The 748-nt window shown below is 39.8% G+C and carries 1 protein-coding gene; it reads right to left on the bottom strand.

All coding sequences use genetic code 11. The features are described 5' to 3' along the window. Nucleotides 1-3: 3 nt before the first annotated feature. Nucleotides 4-495: a JAB domain-containing protein gene (locus NE619_RS17905; protein ID WP_256133849.1), complete on the bottom strand. Its 492-nt coding sequence runs from the start codon at nucleotides 493-495 to the stop codon at nucleotides 4-6. Between the last annotated feature and the right edge of the window lie 253 nt (nucleotides 496-748).

The raw sequence follows: 748 nt of genomic DNA, 5'->3' as shown, positions 1-748 counted from the left end.
TATCTATCGCTCCATGTCCATACACTTCCTGCTTTTCGCAGGCTCTGTATCCATCAATCCCTCTTTCAAAAAACTCACGGTTTTGCCATTTTCGCCACCAACAATAATATGATCTAATACTTTTATGCCCAACAATTCGCCACATTCTTTAATCATTTTTGCCGTAGCCATATCTTCTCTGGATGGCGTTATTGTACCGCTTGGATGGTTATGCACCGCGATAATTGAGGCCGCATTGGATAAAATACTACTTTTAAAAATTTCTCTGGGACTTACGAGTGTATTATGCAGCGTACCCATACTGGCAATATTCATATTGATTACATTGCCATCAGCCTTTAGGTTCAGAATACAAAAGACTTCTCGATCATACTGTGATAATTCAGTTGCCATTAACCGGATAGCATCATCCGGGCCAGTAATTGCTTTATCACTATATAAAGAAGGCTCCTTCACCAATCTGACATTTACAACTTCCAATTCATTATTCTGCATTTGCCGCCACCTCTATCTCAACATTCAGTATTACACCATCCGGCAGACTTTCAACTAAAGCTTTCAGATCTTCCAGAGAGATTTCTCTGGCTGTTTTTTGGGTATCCATTTGTATGTTCCTCCTAATTAATTTTGGGGTACAGCCGTTGTTTCACAAACGCCGGTATCTTTCCATATTCATTTTCTCCATATGCAATAATCAAAACCTTGCCGCACACTGCAATACATACAAGCATCTTTCTCTTCCTGTTCC

Origin of the sequence: Anaerovorax odorimutans (assembly GCF_024459955.1) — a bacterium.
In the GTDB taxonomy this organism is placed as follows: domain Bacteria; phylum Bacillota; class Clostridia; order Peptostreptococcales; family Anaerovoracaceae; genus Hominibacterium; species Hominibacterium odorimutans_A.
This window is presented reverse-complemented; position numbering and strand designations above follow the sequence as displayed.

Excerpts from the sequence above, each read along its gene's own strand:
- NE619_RS17905 (WP_256133849.1), bottom strand. The coding sequence starts at position 495 with ATGCAGAATAATGAATTGGAAGTTGTAAATGTCAGATTGGTGAAGGAG.